This is a genomic window from Nostoc sp. DSM 114160, assembly GCF_053470305.1.
On the sequence record NZ_JBPFGO010000002.1, the window covers coordinates 730798 to 751506 of the forward strand.

Genomic DNA, 20709 nt, shown 5'->3' on the forward strand with positions numbered 1-20709 from the left:
CTAATAAAGCTTTCGGCGTGCTGCTTCCAAAATTAAGCGTTGTTCAGCACGAGCGATCGCTTGATATGTTCGTTCGACTGCTTCCGGTTCAACAGAAATGGAAGTTATACCCCATTCCACTAATTTATCAATAATTTCTGGATAGAGAGCTGGTGCTTGACCGCAGATTGAACAAGGTATATCGGCACTTTTAGCCATTTGGATCAGTTGAGCGATCGCACCCATAACTGCTGGATGACGTTCATTAAATACTTTTGCTAGCTGTCCTTGTTCTCGATCCACTCCTAACAATAATTGGGTCAGGTCATTTGTACCAATAGAAATTCCGGCCACACCTGCTTTCACATATTCTGGTAATAAAAACAAGACACTTGGCACTTCTGCCATCATCCACAATTGAAACTGCGCTACCTCGGTTAAAAAAGCTTGCTCAACTTTGCGACGGCAAAAAATAAATTCTTCTACAGTCCGCACAAAAGGCAACAGTAGGTTTACATTGGTGTAGCCAGCTTGCTGTACACTTGCCAAAGCTTGCAGTTCTAGGTCAAAGACTGCGGGATTTTGTAAATAGCTAAAAGTACCGCGTTCGCCTAACATTGACTGGGGCGAAGATTGTAAACTATCACTCAATGATGGTAAATCTTGCGATCGCCAATCTAAAGAACGATAAAAAACTGGTCTTGGGGTAAAGGCACGAGCAAATTGCATAATCTGCTCAGACCATAGCTCTAACAATTCTGCCTGACGCCCGCTTAAAATCCAACTATTGGGATGTTGCCCGTTCAATATATTTAGTACCATCAATTCGGAACGTAACAATCCCACTCCATCCACAGGCAGGTTTTGCACTTGTTCTATTAAAGTGGACTGACTCAAGTTAACCAGCAATTGGGTAGCAATCATAGGTAGATGAGACGTAACAGCAGAATGAGGCGCTTTCGGGTTGGGGTGATGGGAGGTAAGAAGATTTTCTTCTCTTCCTTTGTCCATCTCTTCCTTTGAGTCTCCTTTGATGCGATAAACTTCTCCTCTGTCGCCATCAAGCAGCAATCGTTCGCCAGTTTGGATCAAAGTTGTGGCAGATGTGGCGTTTACTACTGCTGTGATACCTAATTCTCTAGCTAGAATTGCCGCGTGACTGGTTAATCCCCCTTGTTCAGTGATAATACCACCAACTTGTTGCAATAATGGTAACCAATCAGGGGTAATCGTTGGTACTACTAAAATTACTCCCTTCGGTAGTTGTTCGGGTTTCTGTTGCGGATTAATAATTATCAGGGCAGTGGCTACAACCCGTCCTCCGGCTGCTCCTAGTCCCCGAATCAAGTGTGAGTGGGGAATCATAGATTGCGAAGGATTAACTTGTGTGATGTAGAGCTTACCAGATGTAGTTTGCCCAGCGAGAGTCCATTTAATGGTAAAAGTTTTACCTAGTTCACTTACCAGTTGAGTTCCCAGAGTAATTATTTGTTGTAAGTATTCTTCTTGTAAAGAGTACTGTTTTTGTTGGGCTTCTGGAATTAAATAAGTAATCAGACAGGTGCGATCTGGTGTTAACGCTGAGTTCGGCGCGAGTCGCAAAAAAATTTTAGATGCTGCATCATCGACACCATAAGCCAGCATTTTATTGCCCAGTTGTTGCTCAAGTACAGCCCCAGTTTCTGGTTGAATGTAGTAAATATCTGGCTGTATTTCGCCAAGAGCGATCGCAATTCCTAATCCCAAAGTAGCTTCAATTTCCCATCCAGAGGCATTGGTTGTGAGCGAGCCAGAGGCGATCGCATTTTCAACAGGTTGCACCAAAACTGCGAGATTAATTTGTTGCAGATTAATTCCTGAGTGCTGCCAATATAATAGACTCCGGGCCCGAAATATTTGACTCCAAGTACGTTTTAGAGCCAAAGCGATCGCTTCTGGTTCGCACTGGCAAAATACCGACTCTAGTAAACCCGATATATTGTTTATTCCTGGAGTAGCAGTTGATACTCCCAAGGAAGGTCGAAGAATTAAACAGCTAGTTTTCCATTCTCTAGCTGCTTGAAAAATTGTACTCACCCACTCCTGGGTTATAGTCGCAGTCAGAATTTCTTGGCGCAAGCGACTAGCCACCTGCTGAAGTTGGCGCCAATTAGTAACATCCAGGTGTAGCGAAGAATGGGGTAAGTCAGCTATTAATGATTCTGAACTATTGAGATTTTCGAGAAATTGCCGCAAAATTTCTGCCGAAACTACAAAACCAGGCATCACCGGATAGCCACGCTGAATAATTTTGCTCAAGTAAAAGGCTTTGTCACCTACTTTGGCACGGTCTTGTAGTTTAATTTGATCTAGCCAGTAGAGTTTATTCACTCAATTTGTTAGTTGTTTATTTGTAGCCACAGCCATTTCTTTTTGGTATGTTATCAGGTTAATCTACTGACTTCTGAATAAAAAGTACTCAGGACTTACAGCAGCTTTCTTTTGGATGAATTACAAAGTTACGGTGGAAGCAGGATAGAGGAGAATTCAGAATGGGCTGCACCCCCCTGTGCTAACAGAATTCAGAAGTAAAACAGGCTTTATACCTGGCTTTGAGACGAATCGTTGTGTACTTCAGCAACTTTAAATACGCTGTATAGCTTATTTGCTCGACTTGTACATGTCATTATCATATTTAATTGTTCAGTGTATGGGTTAAATCTAACAATTTAAGGTATAATTCTCTGGCTAAGTCATTTTAAATAGCCAAAAAACTACTTCATAAACTCAAAATTCATGTAGTTTGCCCAAATCCGAATCGCGATCGCAATTTAATAATGCAAATCTCCATTCATTGACCAAAATAATCTCTTATTGAAAAATAATCCTAATAAGGGAAAATATTAATTCTCAGTTTCAAAACCATTCCTGGATTGATAGAATCCAAATATGAGATAGGCTATTGCACTACACCCATTGGATTAAACTCCATTAATAAAACATTAGAATAATTTTGTACTATTTTTATAAAAATATTACGATTTAACCTAGTATATAGAATTCTCCATATCAGACTAAACATTGGCAAACACTTACTACCTTGCAACTAATGATTGGCTGAATATCAGCTTCCGGCTATGTATTGCATTGCTTATTGGAGCAATCATCGGCTTAGAACGTCAAATTAGGCGCAAACCAGCGGGTTTAAGAACTCACATGCTAGTGAGTTTAGGTTCAGCCTTATTTACCTTAATAATCATGCAAACAAAAGGACTGCAATCTAGTCCTGATGCACTTAGCCGTGTGATTCAAGGGATTGCAGCTGGTGTAGGATTTCTCGGTGCTGGAGAAATTGTGCGTCAATCTTCCCAAGAGTCACAGCAACTTGAAATTCACGGACTCACTTCAGCAGCGGCTATTTGGGTTTCTTCTGCATTGGGAATTGCTGCTGGCTGTGGTTTATGGCAGTTAGGATTAATCGGTGCAATGCTGACTTTTTTAGTTCTCAGCGTTTTTAAAAGGTTTGAAAAACGAAATCAATAATTAGCTAGCTATTATTTTTAATAAAAAATATGGCTAAGAAACATAGAGTTATTGAGCTTCCTAATTTACCTTTATCTGAAAATATGAATAAGGGAATACCAGATAATCAATTATCTGAATTAGAGAGCTATCAAAACGTACATTTATCAAATTGCCAGCTTGAGGGAACCAAAGGAGTAGATTTTCAGTATGCCTACTTTAATGTTTTTTAATTAGGAATTACGAATTGGTATAAAATATGCTTCAATTAGTATAAATATGATTTTTAAAATTATTGATATTGCCTTATTTCTCCTGCCTTCACAAACAGAATTTGTGAAGATTTCAACCATTGAGAATCAAAAGAACCCAAATGAGTAGTAGTAATCAAGGTTTGAAAACGGTCTTGAATGGCATCAAGCAATTGATTTTGGCGGGATAAATCTAATTCGGCAAGAACATCATCTAGTAATAGTAATGGTGGCTCTTTGACGACTTCTTCAATTAATTGTAATTCGGCTAATTTTAAAGCTAAAACCAGCGTTCGTTGCTGACCTTGAGAACCGTATTGACGAGCGGGTGTCTGGTTAATCGTTAATTCTATTTCATCTCGATGGGGGCCGACAAGAGTCGTGCCTTGGTGCATTTCAGCTACGGCTCGCTGCTGAATTTTTGCTAAAAAAGCTTGCTGCACTTCTTCTGGCTGGTTATCTTCTAAAGGAATATTCGGCACGTACTTGATTTGTAGAACTTCTGTACTGCCGCTGATACTGCCGTGCCAGGTGGTAGCAATAGGGGCTAATCTTTGGATAGCGCGATCGCGTCGTCTAATTACCCTAGTTCCTGTAGTAGCTAACTGTGCATCCCACAGTGCTAGTTCTGATTGTAAAGACGTTGCATCCAACGTCTCTACATGGCGTTTTAAAAAGGCATTGCGCTGGCGTAACACATGGTTATACTGCTGCAAAATGTGAGCATAAACTGGTTCGAGTTGAATTAACAGTGTATCTAACCAGTTGCGGCGACCTTCGGGGCCGCCGCGTACTAAGTCTAAATCCAAGCTGGAAAATTGGACTCCATTGAGAACGCCAAGAAAATCCATTTGACGGCGGATAGATTCACCATTGAGAGCAACGCTACGGCGACCATTGCGGCGCAAGGTCAAGGTCAAGTCGCTAACACCTGTTTGTCGCTCAAGGGTGGCATCAATTTGGGCTATGGCTTCTCCTTCTTGAACTAAATCGCGATCGCGGGTGATGCGGTGCGATCGCAATGTCGCCAGCAACTCCACCGCCTCCAACAAATTAGACTTTCCTTGAGCGTTATTACCTACCAAAATTGTTTTGGCGGCAGTAAACTCAACCTTTTGGTCTTGATAATTGCGAAATTGTCGGAGGTTTAGAGTTTTTAGGTACATAAGTTCAATTTTGGATTTTAAATTTTAGATTTTGGATTGAAGATAAATCTAAAATCTAAAATCTAAAATCTAAAATTTCTTTTTCAAACAGCCTTCTTGCCCATAATCCGCAAGAATATCTTCTCCGCTTCAATCCACACGAACATTAAGGCGCTGAAGCCAATACAAACCCCCAACTCTTGCATATTCAGGTAATGAGTACCAAAGAAATCTCGCAGGGGTGGGACGTAAACTAGCATCAACTGCAAAATCGTGGTGACGACAACAGCCGCTAATACAAAGATATTCGAGAAGGGATTCATCTCAATGGTCAGTCGGTTGTTGGAGCGAATGGCGATCGCATGACCCATTTGAGCAATACACAAGCTGGTAAATACCATTGTTTTCCAACTATCGCGATCGCCTTGATAGCCTGGGGCATGACTATGTTGATAAGCCCACCACATTAAGGCAATGGTAATAATGGCAAAGATGATGCCAATGCGAATCATATAAGAACCCAATCCCCTAGCGAAAATACTTTCACGGGGGCTAAAAGGCGGACGTTGCATCACATCTGGTTCTGGAGGTTCCACAGCTAATGCTAAGGCTGGTAAACCGTCTGTCACCAAGTTCATCCACAAAATTTGTAAGGGAGTCAGGGGAACGCCTCCCAAGCCGATTAAAGGGGCGGCTGCAATTGTGAGAACTTCACCAATGTTACTGCCCAAGATGTATTTAATAAAGCGGCGGATGTTGGTATAAACAACTCTGCCTTCCTTGGTGGCGCTGACAATGGTAGCGAAGTTGTCATCAAGTAATACCATGTCACTCGCTTCTTTACTGACATCAGTGCCAGTAATGCCCATTGCAATACCGATGTCGGCTTGTTTGAGGGCTGGGGCATCGTTGACACCATCACCTGTCATCGCGACAAATCGACCCCGGCGTTGCAGTGCTTGGACAATTCGCAGTTTGTGTTCAGGGGAAACTCTGGCATAGATGCTTACCAAGTCAACGTTTTGCTCTAATTCCTGGTCAGTCATCCGTTGCAATTCTTGACCTGTAAGTAGCCTATCGCCTTCTTGGGCAATTCCCAAATCGGTGGCGATCGCTCGTGCTGTTAATTGGTGGTCGCCAGTAATCATTACTGGGCGAATACCTGCTTCTCGACACTCTTGCACAGCTGCTCTGACTTCTGGGCGTGGCGCATCTAGCATTCCCACCAATCCCAGCCATACTAAGCCTTGCTCGGATGTCTCATCTGAACCTTCTGGAGGAATCTCTAACAAAGGTTTGTAGGCAAAACCTAGCACCCGAAGACCTTTACTCGCCATCAGGTCATTTTCTGCCAAAATTTTCTGGCGTTGTGCTTCGGTTATAGTACCCGTGTCATTACCCAAATGAATCTGAGTGCAACGTGCCAAGATTAATTCTGGAGAACCTTTGGTAAACATTAAGTAAGGTTCCGATTCGAGAAAACCGGCGATCGCAGGGTCAACACCCCTCGAAGATGCTTCACCTGTGGCTACTTGCTCCACCTGAGCGATCGCGCTCATCCGCTTCCGTTCTGAGGAAAAGGGAAACTCCGCAACGCGAGGTAACTTACTGTTCCACTGGTCTTTTTCAATTCCCGCTTTTCCCGCTAGGGTGAGTAATGCCCCCTCTGTCGGATCTCCCAAAATTGCCCATTCACCTTGTTCTTTTTGCAATACGGAGTCATTACAAATAGCACAGGCAACTGATAATGCGGAGATTTCTGGAGATTCTTCTAGAGAAATTTTTTGACCATTTAACTCAAAGTCCCCTATGGGGGCATAACCTTCGCCGGTGACGCGAAAAGTTTTATTATTGGTGGAAATCGATTGCACCACCATTTTATTTTGAGTCAGGGTGCCGGTTTTATCAGAACAGATGGTCGTTACAGAACCCAATGTTTCCACTGCTGGCAATTTGCGAATCAAGGCATTTTGGCGTACCATTCGCTGGGTTCCCAGTGCCAAGGTGACGGTAATTACAGCTGGTAAACCTTCTGGCACTACAGCAACCGCCATACTCAAGGAAACTTCCAAAAGTTCTTGAATATTTTTAAAACCTCCGTCTTTGATGACACCGCCAACGACGACGATCGCCACCAGAATTAAAGAACCTGTAACTAGGACATTACCCAGTTGAGTCATCCGCTGCTGTAAAGGCGTGGGTTCACTTTCCACCGCCTGCAACATGGTGGCAATTTTGCCTAGTTCTGTAGTCATGCCGGTGTTAGTCACCAGAACCTTGGCACGTCCTTGGACTACTTCAGTTCCTTGAAAGACGACATTTAAGCGATCGCCTAATGATGTTTCCTCCGGCAATTTTAGTGATGCCTGTTTATTCACGGCCTCGGCTTCACCAGTTAATGCCGACTCACGCACTTGTAAATTAGACTGTTCGATCAAGCGTCCATCTGCGGCTATCTGCATCCCAGCTTCCAGCAGCATGACATCCCCTGGAACTAGTTCCTTGGCTGCTATCTCCACCAATCTGGTGTCACGGATGACGCGCACTAAGGGAGAGGTCATTTTTTTCAAGGCTGCCAAGGCTTTTTCAGCGCGGCTTTCTTGGACGTAGCCAAGTATGCCATTGAGGATAACAATTGCTAAAATAGCGATCGTATCTTTAAATGGCACTTCACCAGGCTTCAAACTGCCCGCCCGTAAAGCCATTAGGTCTAAAAACCCAGAAATCAGAGCCACGCCAATCAGCATCAACAACATAATGTTCTTGAACTGATCCAGCAGAATTTCCCAAGCACTACGGCCAGCAGTTTCTTCAAGTTCGTTGGGGCCGTATTTTTGCAATCTCTGTTGAGTTTCTTGGGGTGTTAAGCCGCTGTCTGCATTACTATCAAGCAGGTCTAGCGCTTTATCAACTTCTAAACTATGCCAAACGGCGGCACCTTCAGGCAGAGAATTAGCAGACATCGTGTAGGTCACAGCAAATGGTTACAAAATTCGATCATAATTTAGTGATGGCAGGAATTCCATCTTTTAAAGTTACATTAAGCCGATCGCTCAGTTGTATGAGTGTATATGTAATTCTTAATATTTGTAAATTCCTCCTGTTTTGACATAGTATTATTTCTCACGAAAGAGTTTTTCGGAACACATTGTACCGATAATTATTAGTACTCCGCTGTAAACGTGGCGATCGAAAACCACTAATTGATGTACTTGGTAAGAGCAACGCCCATTATGGGCAGTCTTTTAACTCAGCACTCTTCATCTACCCCAATTGGGGGAGCCATTGCTCGACTAGGATTTCCTATATCAAGCGATTGGTGTGACGGCGGTAAAACCGCTTGAGTCAATGCCCTTTGGGCAGGGAAAAGGTTAAAGGGGAAAGGGGAAAGAGAACCCCATAACTAAAGTTAGGGGCTTGAAGTAAGGATGCCTCAATTCTCGCGCAATAGTCTGGAATTGAATCTTTTTCCCCTCGATAAATAAAGTTTAGGGGCTTGCACCCTTTCCCCCTTCCCCCTTCCCCCTTTCCCCTCTTCGGTCATGTTTCCTCTCCTACCTAAAGGTGAGGGTTTTTTACACTTACCACAAGGTTTTATGAGTTTTGCACTCCCCACTTTGACCGTTAGCCAGATGTTTGGGCAAAAAACAATTCGACCGCTTACTGCTGCTGCCCTGTGTGGCATTACTTTTATTAAAGATAGACTGATTGCTATTGACAGTATTAAAGGGCATCTACTGGAGATCGATCCTACCTCTGACAACAGCAGAATTCTCAATTTCCATCAAGTTGAAGAATTTACCGATGTCACTGGTCTAGCGGTGTGGGATGATACCCTGTGGGTAAGCCGAGAAAATAGTGTTTACTCGTGCAAGCTCAACACTTTGGATCTGGAACATTTTGTAACATTGCCTTATGCCGCTGATGGCGTTGCTGTTTGGGAAACAACAGTTTATGTAAGTTGCCAAAGGCTAGGCTACATTCTAGTTTTTGACCGCGAAACGCGAAAAGAAATTACCAGATTTTATGCCCCTGGAGTTGGGATAGAGAATTTGGCAGTTAACCAAGAAATGCTATGGATTTGCGATCGCACCGAACAATCAGTTTACGCGATGGACAGAGCCACAGGAGAACTGCAATTTAGCGTCCTGACACCCTTTGAATGTCCTACGGGCATAGCAATCCATAAAAATGCCGAAACAGGCAAAGAAAGTATTTACGTCGCCTACGCCTCAGAAGAGCCTTATATCCGGGATAACCCCAATGCCGATCCGAGTCATGAGCTAACATTCCGCGATCGCACTTTTATTCATCCTCTGTATTATCATTACCAGCCAGATAAGCGTTACGCCCTCTCTAATGGCTATCTGATTGAAATGTCTTATGCTGAAGAAATTGCACCCTTAGACGAGGTTTATTTACCCGATGTCGAATGGCGCATCGCCCTACCATCGGAAACTGAGCGTCAAAAGGTGAAACACGTTGAACCTATTGGTATACCCTTCACCGAAGAAGTGATAGAAGGGCAACGCGTAGCAGTCTTTAAATTTGATTCTCTTGCCCCAGGCGAACGGCATATATTTGGCTGGAAAGCTCTTTTGGAAGTTCGAGGGATTAAATATCGGATTACACCCAGAGATGTAGAAAATATACCTGAACTTTCCCCAGAATTACAAACACGCTACCTAGTGGACGACGACGATTTAGCAATGGATACTACAATTGTTCGCCGTGCCGCCAGAGAAGCGATTGGTTCTGAAACCAATGTGTTGCGGAAAATGCACAGCATCCGCAACTACGTTTATGATGAGTTATCCTACGGTATTAAACCTTACATTGATACACCAGATACGGTTTTAGAGCGGGGTGTTGGTTCTTGTGGTGAATATGTCGGCGTTTTACTTGCTTTATCCCGTTTAAATGGCATCCCCTGCCGTACCGTAGGCAGGTACAAATGTCCTCCCCATAGTGACTTCGTAGGAGTACCGTTACAACCCGACTTTAATCATGTTTGGCTAGAATTCTACGTCCCCAATTTTGGTTGGTTGCCAATGGAATCAAATCCTGACGATATAGGTGAAGGTGGCCCTTATCCAACGCGCTTTTTTATGGGCTTATGCTGGTATCACATTGAAATTGGCAAAGGCATCACCTTTGAAACGGTGACAAGCAAAGGTGAACGGCTAACTAAAGAAGATATTCCCATCGGTGATTTGGCGATAAATCATATTCGGTTCACAATTATTAAAGAATTACCACCTTTTTAAATTAGGGCATTAGGAATTGGGGAAAGACCATCAGAAAGTAAGTAGTGGCGTGGCAAGACTAAATTGTTGCAAAAAAAATTGTAGGTTGGGTTGAGGAACGAAACCCAACACTCCGATCGATGTTGGGTTTCGCGTTGCTCAACCCAACCTACATCTAACGCACTATTTTAAGCTTGCCACGTCAGTAGAGTGTGTTATCCGGTAGTAACGCACCTTAATACTCTCTACTTAACCACTATTTTCATCAACTTCTGAATTCTTGTTCATATTCAAGTATTCTTCAAACAATTCAAAAAATTTCTGTAGTGCCTCATGCTCGTCTACAGAATAAAAAAGAATTATCTTAGCCCATGACTGACCTGAGTTAATTCCATATTTTTCTTCAATCCATGATTGAAAACCTTCAAATTCCCTTTCTGGCTCAGTTGGAGGTACGCCAACTTCTCTTCGAGCCAGACTATATCCTCGCAAAAGCATATCTAGTCTAGTAATTGAATTAGCTCCTAAATACATTCCTGGTCTTTTCTTTATATTAGTTATAATCTCGCTGTAAATATCAAACTGAGGAAAACTCATATCCTCACTAAGCCTTGAAATATCTTCATTTTTTTGAATTTTTGAATTATCTTTCTGCTTTAAGAACTGCTCAAATTCTTCAAAAAACCTATTAAAAGCTGCTCGTTCGCTTCCAGAGTAAGAGAGAATTATCCCAGCCCAAGATTGACTCACATTAGTTTTTGCTCTTTCTTGTATCCACTCTTGAAACCCTTCCATTCCACAAGAGTCTATTGTAGTAAATCCGAGTGTGATTAGACCATCTATATACCCAGTTAAGAATGAATCAAGACAAGTAATTGATGGCTTATCTATGTACATAACTGGATTTTCTTTAATTTTTTGGAGAAGCGTATAAAGCTCATTCATCCCAGTAACCTCTAATTTGATGAAAATTTATTAATTGAACAGCCATATCGCGCTTTTATTGAAGTCAATCTTTCCTATCATAAGGAGATGAATTATCTGGCGGTATATCAGCACGAACTACATCGCTAATCCATTCTCCCTCAATATTATTGTTAGAATAATTTGCATAATCATCCCATGTCATGGTATCGCCAGTTGAATATTCATAAACGTCTTCGCAGTAGGAGCTAATTCCGAGCCAGCAGCAGCACATCTAGCTTGAACAGCACAAGCATCTGGAGACAACAGCAATGCATAAACAGGTTGAGGTAAAATCCCTTTAAAAATGAGAAGTAAAAGAAATGTCGAAATTCCTACTAATCTAAATACGGATTTATTTGTGGTTAATCGCACTAGTCTTAACTCCTTACAACCAAAGATAAAAATCGATGTATCTGACATCTAGGTTGTCTGATAGGAGAAGAAAATCAGTCCAGTAAAAATACGAGTATTTATTATTTTTGAAAAATGAACCAAGTAAATAAACTAATTAGCTATTAACTCTTAAACTTCTTAAACTAGGCAATGGATATGATTGATGCTGCTTAAAATCGGCAAACTCACAGATGGAGTTAAATGGGCAAAAGCGGCAGTGAGAGCCAGGATTAGGAGGGAATATTTTACTGAAATTACTAGTTTCTTCCTGATATTTCTGCAAATCGTGCTGGTGCTTATGAGCAATATTCGCTAACTCAAATTTTAAGGATTCTAATTCACTATTGTTAATACTAATTAAGTCTGATTTTTTACATATTTCTAAATTATAAAATGATGCTACAGCTTTTCGTCCAGGGTAAAGATAACGAGCAGCTAATAAGTAAACTAATGCCTGTCGTTTGTCAAAAGCCGACTTGCCAGTTTTGAAATCCAAAATATGTAAAGTGCTATCAGACTCAATAAAAACGCAGTCCATAGCCGCGTATAAGCGAAAGCAATAATCTTCTTGTTCAACTACTATCGGTTTAGGAAAGCCTTCATCACCTGGAGTTAATTGGATAATATCTTTATCCAAAAGCAACGGCGAATCGTGATATTTTTGCAAAATTTGCAGCACGCGTTGCTGAACTTGAACGCTTGAGTTGCCTAATTTAAGTAGCTGGGCAACTCTTTCTACGCCATCTGCTTGCTTCAACAGATGCCTGTGATGATGAAACTCATAAACGCCTTTCTGAGCTAGTATGCCAATACGCTGGGGCGCGGTGGCTTGCATTAAAAGCGCTTTGACTTGTGGTTCGTGTTGCCGTGCTTTGATAAACCCCCGTCTCATCTGGCAGTGCCAGCGTTCTTGCCCAGTCGCTGGGGCAACTAGAGACCAAAGGTGATAACTGGCAAAAGGTCGATCGGGGGTTGACATTGCTCAGAAACAGTGAGAGAAAATACGGTGGGGAGAAGTTTAAGCTAAGGCTTGCTTAGAAAAGAACTTCGGAGGATACTTGCTGCTACACACGCTTTGCGGGAAGCTTTTATAGTACTGATAATGTACCGGAGCAAGTGGCAAAAATGTCTAGCAAGATAAAATTTGGTACCGATGGATGGCGAGGGATTATTGCCGATGACTTTACTTTTCCTAATGTGAGAAAAGTAACAAGGGCAATCGCCACTTACTTAGAAACAGCCTACACAAAAGATAGACCAGTACTTATTGCCTACGATACTCGCTTTTTAGCTGACCAGTTTGCCCAAACAGCGGCCCAAGTATTAGCAGACTTGGGTTGGACTGTAAAAATTACCGATCGGGATTGTCCCACACCAGTAATTGCCTACAATGCCCGTCACCTAAATTCCGCTGGGGCGTTAATGTTTACTGCTAGCCATAATCCAGCACCTTACTGTGGAATTAAATATATACCCGATTATGCTGGGCCTGCCACTCCAGAGATTACTGATACTATTGTGGCAAATATAGAAGGTGCATCGGATGAGTTGCCTGGGAACAACCCATCAGGTTCAATTTCCATTTTCGATCCGAAACCAGATTACCTACAATTTATCTACACTCTACTTGATGTAGAAAAGATCAAAAGCGCTAATTTAAAGGTAAAGTACGATGCTTTGTATTCTACCTCTCGCGGCTATTTAGATGAAGTTTTGCAACATAGTGGCGTTCAACTAGAAAGTTTCCACGATTGGAGAGATGTTTTATTTGGGGGTGGAATGCCAGAACCCAAAGGAGAACAATTAGTTGAGTTAGTGGAAGCAGTAGTTCGCGATCGCGCTGATTTGGGCTTGGCAACGGATGGAGATAGCGATCGCTTTGGTATCGTTGATGAACAAGGAAACGTCCTTACTCCGAATACTGTGCTGCTACTCCTAGCACGTCATTTAATCAAAAATAAAGGTAAAACTGGCGCGATAGTCCGTACTGTCGCTACAACTCACCTGCTGGATAATTTCGCTGCTAAAAATGGGCTGCAAATTTACGAAACAGCAGTTGGTTTTAAATACATCGGCGAAAAAATGCGCGAAACTGCCGTGTTAATCGGTGGAGAAGAATCAGGTGGTTTGAGTGTTATTGGGCATATTCCCGAAAAAGACGGGGTTTTAGCCGATATGCTGGTGGCAGAAGCGATCGCTTATGAAGGCAAACCGCTGAGTCAACTTGTCAAAGAAGCGATCGCTGAAGCCGATGGCCCACTTTACAACAACCGCCTAGACTTGCACCTCACAGAGGCACACAAAACCGCCGTCATCGACTCCTTTACTAAAAATCCACCTACAGAGGTAGCAGGAATTAAAGTCAAGGAAGTGGGGCGTAAAGACGGTATTAAGCTGTATTTAGAAGAAGGTAGCTGGGTTCTACTGCGTCCTTCCGGTACAGAACCACTGGTACGCGTCTACCTAGAAACCAACACTCCCGAAAAACTCACCCAAATCGCCCAAGAGTTAGAAAGTGCCATTGCTAAACTAGAGGCAGTAGCAGTTTAATTTGCCAGAGTTAGGAATTAAGAGTTAAGAGTTATGAATTAGGAGTTAAGAGTTGTAAAGTAACAATTCTTAACTCCTTATTTCTAATTTCGAGCAAAATATAACTCCTAACTTCTAACTCCTAACTCCTAACTCCTCATTTCGATCAAAGTATGAAAACTCTTGCTCCTTTTTTTACATCTTTAGTTGTAGCAGTTTGGGTAATAGCGATCGCAATTATTTCAGTCCAAAATGCTACACCCGTATCGTTAAAATTTTTAACATTCCAATCGATTCAGATACCAATGGGTTTAGTGCTAGCTTTTAGTGCCGGTGTCGGGTTAATTGGTATGGCACTGCTGCAACCTCTGTGGGGACTTGCTGGTATTGGGCAGAGTAATTCTAGATTGGAAGACGATGCCGAATTTTTTGTTGATGATGAAGATTTTTGAGGCTTGAAAAAAACTGATGAGATTGATTTCTGCCCGAAAAGCTACGTGCTATGGCTTAAACTATGCAACCGATCGAGAACGGCTATGAGCGCAACTTATAAAGCAGATTTTAACTTGTGGATTCAACAGACAGCCCAACTATTGCGATCGCATCGCTGGCATGAAGTTGATGTAGAACATCTGATTGAAGAGGTTGAAGGCTTGGGCAAAAGTGAACGGCGGAGTATTGCTAGTCAACTAACTCGCTTACTTTTGCATCTGCTCAAGTGGCAATATCAACCCCAGCGTCGCTCAGATAGTTGGCTCGATTCTATCACCGATTCTCGTACCCAAATTGAGTTAGTAATAGAAGATAGTCCTAGTCTTAAGAGCTATCCTACAGAGCAACTTGAGCAAAGCTATCAAAAGGCGCGTCGGCAAGCAGCCAAGCAAACGGGGATACTTGTATCCGTGTTTCCAGAAGAGTGCCCATATTCTGTAGAGTTAGTGTTGGATGAAGACTGGCTACCGGAAGTAAACGATATTTGATAACTGTAATTGTGGCTGTGTCATAGGAAGCACATTATAAAGAAATGTCTATATTAGTTAACCCGTTGCCAAACTCTGATGATATGCTTTGCTACTGCAACTAAAAGTTTTCCGTCTAGACTGAATGCTATTGCATGAGTTCTGCTATAACTATATGGAAGTTGTTCAGGATGCTTGCAAATCAGTTGTCCTGTTTCAATCTCATATAAATATACAGTTCCATTTCCATCTATACTCGCAAGTAGCTTGCAGTCAGGGCTAATTGTAATTGCATTAATATAGCTTTCGTGTAACCTTATAAATTTTAAATGTGGTTTTAATCCATTTATTAAATTTTTATGAGAGGTATTCCAAATTTTTATTGTTTTATCCTTACTACAACTTGCCAAAATAAATCCGTCGCTAGAAAAACAGATATCCATAATTTGTTCTTCGTGTGCTGATAATTTACATAGTAAATGCTGATTTGATACCCTCCAAAAACTAATATTTTTATCTTTCCCAGCAGTAGCTAAAATTTCACCATTAGGATGAATTTTAATTGAATTTAGATTATCTTTGACATCTATGGTGAACTCTATTTCAAAGTCAGGTACTTTCCAAGCCTTGACCGTTTGATCTAGACTCCCACTAAAAATTCGCTTACCATCAAAGCTATAAACTAGAGAATACACAGATTGTGAGTGCCCTTTTAAGGTCTTAAGTAGGCTTTTTGTATTACAATCCCAGATTTTAATAGTTTTATCATCACTTCCCGAAGCAAAAAAATTATTGTCAGGACTTAAAGCAAGAGCAGTAACATCTCCGCTATGCCCATCGCCAGTTTGTCTTCTAGTACTTGCAACAAAGTATTGCAAGGTTTGATTTTCCAAATCCCAAAAATTGATGTAATGGCAACTATCGCCTGTTACGAGTGTTTTGTTAGTTCGGCTAATTATAAGACTGCATATATCTCCACCTTCTGCCTGAATTTGATACTCTCTCCACTGCAAATTGTTTATAAATTCTAAATGTTTCAGGCAACTCTTTAAACCACTACCATGAAGTAAGTTCTCTATTTTTAGACTAATAGAATATCCGTATTTATCGGACTGTAAATAAATTTCATTGGCATTAATTTTATCTTTAATAATTTCTGTAGTAATAAATCCTGCCATCACAAGTCTATATTCTGATTCAAACTCATTAAAAATTTGACTTTCCCAATGTTTTTCATGAATCAATACACATGCCAAAACCTTGTTTTTTTCTATTTCATCTTTAGAAAACTTCCATTGAGTATTAATGTTGCCATATCGAGTTTTAACTTGCATTCCAATATTTTTATTTGAGTTAATCTTAAAATCAACTTTCCCATCGCCGCTAGGGAGAATTTCATAACTTACGGAAGTTATATAGTTTCCAAGAGAGTGTTTTACAGCAATTTCTCCCAACTTTCCTTTTAGATGATTAGAGAAATTCACACGAGCATTATTACTCTGATGTTTAAATTTATCAACCATTTTCCAAGCAAACTCTCTAGCATCTCTTAATTCATCCAATAAAATAATTTTTAATTCACTATAATTTCCTTCATATCTAGAACATAACAATTCTTCATCCTGATTTGTATTGAGTCTTTGAATGAACTCAATTTGTATTTCTCTCAGAAGATTAGTAGTATTCATAAAGTTTAAAGGATTCTTTATGTGTTACAAAATTATGCCAAAGATTTGACTTTAACAGAGTTAACTAAACTGCCAGAAATAAAATCTGCAATGAGTATATTAATCAACCAATACTCCCGACACTTTTTTCAGCACAAATAATTGCCAATTTTGGGCAAAAAAGGACTGATTTTTTAAAGTTTACTGGATAAAATTTCAACCCAAACTTTCTGGATCGACACCTAGCGCATTTAGCCTTTCAATTAACATTTTCACTTTTTGTTCTGCTTCTACCCGTCGCTGTTCTTCAAAAGCTGTGCGTTCTTCGGCTTCCCTAATGCGTTCTTCTGGTATCAGCAATCTTTGCCCTTCTTCGTCATACCAGTACAGCCATTCCCGCACTATACCTTGATAAATTCCTCGTTCTCGCCCAATTCCTAAACCAATTTCTGGTAGCCAAACGGGATTTCCTGACATTAAGATATATTCCCCATCAACTAAATGATACACTTCCAAAGGTGTCTTTTTCCGCCGCAGGGGACTATATACAACGTAGTACAAAATTCCTAATTCTTTGGCATAAAATTCTTTCTTGGTGTTATATTCTTCGCGATAAATTTGAGAAACAACTTCTAGTGCTAAAATTGGCAGTTGCTTTTCTTCCCATAGCACATAACTTAGGCGTAAGTCCTCATCAATGACACGTTTAACTCCTAAGCTGAGAAACCCATCAGGGACAATAGCTGGTTTATCTGGGTGATAATAAATACCCATGTCAACACCAAAGAACCAATTCCAGCGATCGCACCAAACCAAAGCCAGGATCGTTTTCAGCAAGCCGGGAATTAAATTTTGGAGTTCATTATCCACAGCAGTATCATCTGAGTCGGGTAGTTCTTCGGAAGATGGCAAACAATGCAGCGGATTGTAGTTTAACATGAGCGGTTTTGCCAAATCTGATTTTAGATAGATTGTACGTAATCTATTGATGTGCGATCGCATGGCAAGAATCAAAAGCCATGTTTAGCGATTGCTTTGTATCTTTCTTCTCAGTAATTAAATCTTTATAAGTGTAAAATCTTTACATTAAACTCGTGGATTTTCGGTACTGACTACCAGAGTGTCTAACTGACAATAGCAAAAAAGGGCGGAACATTGTTCAACTCGAACATTCCAGAAGTCGCAGAGTATTCAATTTCATGGTGAATTTGGTAGCTGGGCTGATTACCTATACCTACCAGGAGAAAAAGTCTTCTCTCAACCTTGACTCAGAAAACATGGCGTAGCTGGAAATTAGCTAATTTTCAGCCCGATTTTTGAGTTGTACCTAAGTATCAGAGATGTCACCACAAATCCATTCACGAGTTTTAATCAAAAACTTCCTAATAGTTTTTTTGCCATTGTCAGCTTTAGTTGGAGTTGTTATCGCCACTATCTACTACCAACAGGTACAAACCGAGCAAGTTCTGCTCAAAACAAATGAACTCCGTAAGGTAGATTTACAAACTAAAGTAATTAGCGGAGACTTTCACTCGGTTGTCTCAGATTTGATGGTTATCTCTAAACAAAACGAGCTACAAAGAATTTTAGAGGGAGTGGGTAGACAACAGGCACTTTCTCAAGAATTTTTATTATTTTCTGGATATAAAAAACTTTACGACCAAATTCGCTTTTTGGATCGATCGGGTAAGGAAATTGTCAGAGTCAACTTTAACAAGGGTGAACCAGGGATTGTCCCCGAAGAAAAACTGCAAGTTCAAACCAAGCGTTACTGGTTTAATGACACTTTCCGCCTGAACCAAGGACAAGTATTTGTCTCTCCTCTTGACCTAAACATCGAACGTGGTCAGGTTGAACAACCCTTGAAGCCAATGATCCGCTTTGGCACTCCCGTTTTTGATAGCCGTGGGCAGAAACGAGGCATTGTGGTGTTAAATTATTTCGGTGCAAAACTGCTAGACAATTTTAATCAAGCTTTTGCTAACGCCCCTAGCCAGGGAATGTTACTGAATGCCGATGGCTACTGGTTAAAAGGGGCGAAGCCTGAAGATGAATGGGGATTTATGTTTCCCGATCGCAAAAACCGCACTTTTGGCAAAACTTTTCCCCAAGCATGGCAGCGGATTTCTCAACAAGAATCGGGACAATTCCAAACTAGTGAAGGAATGTTCACTTTTACCACAGTCTATCCACTTCTCGAAGGGCAAAAATCTAGTACGGGAGCAGGACAAGCTTTTGCACCAAGTCAAAATCAAATTGATACTAAATCCTATCACTGGAAGATTGTTTCATGGGTGTCACCAGAGACGTTGACAACCAAATCAAACCGATTTTTGAGTCAATTGCTACCGCTATATGCTGGGTTAGTAGGACTAATTGGCATTGGTTCTTGGCTACTAGCAAGAGCTAGTGTTAATCGTAATATTGCCCAGATAGAGTTAAGGCAGTCTGAAGTCGAATTGCGAAAGCTAGTTGAACGGGAAAAAATTCTGAAAACTCGTCTATCTAGTCAAATTCGTAACTCGCTGGATCTAAATACGATTTTGAGTACAGTAGTGGGTGAAGTTCGGCAACTGCTACAGATCGATCGATGCCAATTTTTTTGGTGTTATCAAGAAGATGAATCTACTAGCTTGGAACTGAGTCAGCAAGCTTGCGCTCCCGACTTAACAGAACCTTTAGGCTGTTCTCCGATCCAAAATGTGGAAGCTTTAAGTGAGGCTGTTATGCAAGGGAATTTGCTTTGCTTTGATGACATTGCGGCAGATTCCTGGCTTGATTTCAAGAGTCGGAATTTACTGGTGACATTGGGCTTTAAGTCTCTACTAACAGTTTCAGTTCAAACTCAATCGGGTCGATCGGGTGTGATTGTCTGCGAACATAGTAGAGAGCTTCGCCCCTGGAGTGATGATGAGGTGGAAATCATTCGAGGCGTGGCTGACCAGTTAGCGATCGCCATTGACCAAGCCCAATTGTATAATCAAAGTCGCGCTGCTACTGCTGCTGCTACTGCCCAAGCAGAACAACTCAACAAAGTTCTGCACAATCTCAAACAGACTCAAGCTCAACTAATTCAGACCGAAAAAATGTCGAGTTTAGGTCAACTAGTGGCTGGTGTAGCTCATGAAATCAATAACCCAGTTAACTTTATCTACGGCAACCTGACCCATGTAAGTGAATATACGCTGGGCTTGTTGGAACTGATAGAACTTTATCAAAAATCTAATGCTCATTCGACACCTGAAGTACAAGCTCATATAGAAGCGATCGACTTTGAGTTTATGGCTGAGGATCTACCTAAAATATTAGTTTCCATGAAAATGGGAGCTAATCGCATTCGGGAAATAGTTCTCTCCTTACGAAATTTTTCTCGCCTTGACGAAGCGGATATGAAACCTGTCAACATTCATGAAGGTATTGATAGCACACTACTGATTTTACAAAATCGCTTCAAACAAACGCCGGGAAATAACGGAATTGAAATAGTCAAGGAATATGGTGATATTCCCTTAGTAGAATGCTATGCCGGACAACTCAATCAGGTGTTTATGAATCTTATTAGTAATGCCATTGATGCCCTCGATAATTATGACAGTAAGCGAACTCTTGAAGATATAGAAGCTAAACCCAGCCAGATTGTAATTCGTACTGAGTTACGCAACTCGGATTACATAACTGTACAAATTGCAGATAATGGCCCTGGCATGACCGAAGTAGTTAAGCAAAAATTATTTGACCCTTTCTTTACTACAAAAGCCGCAGGTAAAGGCACTGGATTAGGGCTAGCAATTAGCGCTCAGATTGTCACAGAAAAACACAACGGAGCTATTTGGTGTATTTCTGAACCAGGACAAGGAGCAGAATTTTGGGTTGAGATTCCGATTTGCCAAAGTCGTGAACTAGCTACTACATCTGCTGCTACTCTAGCAGTCGTAAATTATTCCTAAAATATGCTTGCTATTTGCCTTATTATATGTAACAAAGCCACTTGTCTACGAGATGCTGTACGAATTCAGTTTGTTGAATAAAACCGATTTATGGAATAATTTGTTGATTTGGATATAGTTTTAAAT

General features: G+C 41.1%; 15 protein-coding genes. 7 read left to right on the plus strand and 8 right to left on the minus strand.

What is annotated here, in order from left to right; translation table 11 throughout:
* The gene (locus NSTCB13_RS20150) at positions 1–2349 is read right to left on the minus strand and encodes a putative PEP-binding protein (protein ID WP_448273611.1); all 2349 of its coding nucleotides are present in this window, start codon (positions 2347–2349) and stop codon (positions 1–3) included.
* A 690-nt stretch (positions 2350–3039) separates the two neighbouring features.
* Between NSTCB13_RS20150 and NSTCB13_RS20155 the strand changes: the two genes are divergently transcribed.
* Positions 3040–3501: an MgtC/SapB family protein gene (locus NSTCB13_RS20155; protein ID WP_445631053.1), complete on the plus strand. Its 462-nt coding sequence runs from the start codon at positions 3040–3042 to the stop codon at positions 3499–3501.
* Between the two features lie 29 nt (positions 3502–3530).
* The gene (locus tag NSTCB13_RS20160) at positions 3531–3713 is read left to right on the plus strand and encodes a hypothetical protein (RefSeq protein ID WP_448273612.1); all 183 of its coding nucleotides are present in this window, start codon (positions 3531–3533) and stop codon (positions 3711–3713) included.
* A gap of 59 nt (positions 3714–3772) precedes the next feature.
* Here the strand turns inward: NSTCB13_RS20160 and recF are convergent, their stop codons facing one another.
* Together recF and NSTCB13_RS20170 are read right to left on the minus strand one after the other, a co-directional pair.
* Positions 3773–4897: a DNA replication/repair protein RecF gene (gene recF, locus NSTCB13_RS20165; RefSeq protein ID WP_448273613.1), complete on the minus strand. Its 1125-nt coding sequence runs from the start codon at positions 4895–4897 to the stop codon at positions 3773–3775.
* An 83-nt stretch (positions 4898–4980) separates the two neighbouring features.
* Positions 4981–7839, minus strand: coding sequence for a cation-translocating P-type ATPase (locus tag NSTCB13_RS20170; protein WP_448274196.1), 2859 nt, complete (start codon positions 7837–7839; stop codon positions 4981–4983).
* Between the two features lie 633 nt (positions 7840–8472).
* Here NSTCB13_RS20170 and NSTCB13_RS20175 point away from each other — a divergent pair.
* Positions 8473–10143, plus strand: a complete 1671-nt coding sequence (locus NSTCB13_RS20175; protein WP_448273614.1) for a transglutaminase domain-containing protein — start codon at positions 8473–8475, stop codon at positions 10141–10143.
* Positions 10144–10371: 228 nt separating this feature from the next.
* Here NSTCB13_RS20175 and NSTCB13_RS20180 read toward each other — a convergent pair whose 3' ends face one another.
* The 3 genes from NSTCB13_RS20180 to NSTCB13_RS20190 form a co-directional block, all read right to left on the minus strand.
* Positions 10372–11067 carry a hypothetical protein gene (locus NSTCB13_RS20180; protein WP_448267534.1) on the minus strand — a complete coding sequence of 232 codons (696 nt, stop codon included), beginning with the start codon at positions 11065–11067 and terminating at the stop codon, positions 10372–10374.
* Positions 11068–11247: 180 nt separating this feature from the next.
* On the minus strand, positions 11248–11460 hold the full coding sequence (locus NSTCB13_RS20185) for a hypothetical protein (protein WP_448273615.1): 213 nt from the start codon (positions 11458–11460) through the stop codon (positions 11248–11250).
* A gap of 136 nt (positions 11461–11596) precedes the next feature.
* Positions 11597–12460 carry a PD-(D/E)XK nuclease family protein gene (locus NSTCB13_RS20190; protein ID WP_448273616.1) on the minus strand — a complete coding sequence of 288 codons (864 nt, stop codon included), beginning with the start codon at positions 12458–12460 and terminating at the stop codon, positions 11597–11599.
* Positions 12461–12606: 146 nt separating this feature from the next.
* On the opposite strand from NSTCB13_RS20190, the gene NSTCB13_RS20195 reads away from it, so the two are divergent.
* From NSTCB13_RS20195 to NSTCB13_RS20205, 3 genes are all read left to right on the plus strand, one after another.
* Positions 12607–14031 carry a phosphoglucomutase/phosphomannomutase family protein gene (locus NSTCB13_RS20195; RefSeq protein WP_448273617.1) on the plus strand — a complete coding sequence of 475 codons (1425 nt, stop codon included), beginning with the start codon at positions 12607–12609 and terminating at the stop codon, positions 14029–14031.
* A 152-nt stretch (positions 14032–14183) separates the two neighbouring features.
* Positions 14184–14462, plus strand: a complete 279-nt coding sequence (locus NSTCB13_RS20200; RefSeq protein ID WP_445631045.1) for a LapA family protein — start codon at positions 14184–14186, stop codon at positions 14460–14462.
* A gap of 84 nt (positions 14463–14546) precedes the next feature.
* A complete protein-coding gene (locus NSTCB13_RS20205) occupies positions 14547–14990 on the plus strand; it encodes a DUF29 domain-containing protein (protein ID WP_448273618.1) in 444 nt (147 codons plus the stop codon).
* Between the two features lie 53 nt (positions 14991–15043).
* On the opposite strand, the gene NSTCB13_RS20210 is transcribed toward NSTCB13_RS20205, so the two are convergent.
* Positions 15044–16657, minus strand: a complete 1614-nt coding sequence (locus NSTCB13_RS20210; RefSeq protein ID WP_448273619.1) for a WD40 repeat domain-containing protein — start codon at positions 16655–16657, stop codon at positions 15044–15046.
* 195 nt (positions 16658–16852) lie between these two features.
* Positions 16853–17575, minus strand: coding sequence for a Uma2 family endonuclease (locus NSTCB13_RS20215; protein ID WP_445631042.1), 723 nt, complete (start codon positions 17573–17575; stop codon positions 16853–16855).
* Positions 17576–17976: 401 nt separating this feature from the next.
* Here NSTCB13_RS20215 and NSTCB13_RS20220 point away from each other — a divergent pair, with 401 nt between their 5' ends.
* Positions 17977–20583, plus strand: a complete 2607-nt coding sequence (locus NSTCB13_RS20220) for an ATP-binding protein (RefSeq protein WP_448273620.1) — start codon at positions 17977–17979, stop codon at positions 20581–20583.
* Positions 20584–20709 lie beyond the last annotated feature (126 nt).